Here is an 817-nt window from a genome sequence, read left to right as displayed (position 1 = left end):
TGCGGATTCACCGCGCCCCTGCAACGGCGACCGCCTGCGGGATGCGGGTCCGTTCGGATCGTCTCGCCCGCCCGCAGGCTCACGCGCGTGGCCAAGCCGCGTCGAGCGCGCTCAGCAACGCCCAGTGACCGCCGTAGCCGAGCACCGCGCCTGCGGCGCCGGCCACGATCCCGATGCCGGCGAATTCGAGCGCGAACAGCGCACCGAGCGTGCGACGGCTCACGCCGAGGCAGCGCATCGTCGCGCAGCCGTCGAGATGGCGCCGCATGTAGCGCTGCGCGGCCATCGCAATCGCGACCGCCGCGAGCAGCGCGGTGAGCAGTGCGACGAGCGTCAGGAAGTGACGCGCACGATCCAGCGTCTGCCGCACCTGCGGCTGGCCTTCCTGCAACGACTCCAGACCGACGCCGCGCAGTTTCCCGCCGTCGACACGTGCGTGCGCATACGCTTCGAAGCGTGTGACAGCCTGCTGGTCGCCGGCAACCAGCAGCCGGTACGTGACACGACTGCCATAGCCCGTGAGCCCCGTCGCGGCGAGCTCGTCCGCGCGCATCATGAGCCGCGGCGAAAAATTGACGAAGGAAAACCCGCGATCGAGTTCGCGGGAGATCGATGCGGCGACCTTGAACGTGCGCAGCCCGACACGCACCGTATCGCCCGCTTTCAGGTGCAACGCATCGAGCAGCGCCGGATCGGCCCACACGGTGCCGGGCGCGGGAATCTCGGCGGCCTTCTGCGCGGCGGCGGCGCCGGCCGGCAGGATCTCGACCGCGCCGCGCAACGGATAGCCGGGCGACACGGCCTTCACGGCCGCGAG

General features: G+C 71.1%; 1 pseudogene. It reads right to left on the bottom strand.

The annotated features are described in order from the left end of the window. Positions 1–103: 103 nt before the first annotated feature. Positions 104–817: pseudogene (locus tag G3N99_RS41260) on the bottom strand (FtsX-like permease family protein); the annotation flags it as partial.

It is taken from the genome of Burkholderia sp. Ac-20392 (assembly GCF_017104585.1).
Classification (GTDB): domain Bacteria; phylum Pseudomonadota; class Gammaproteobacteria; order Burkholderiales; family Burkholderiaceae; genus Burkholderia; species Burkholderia lata.
This window is presented reverse-complemented; position numbering and strand designations above follow the sequence as displayed.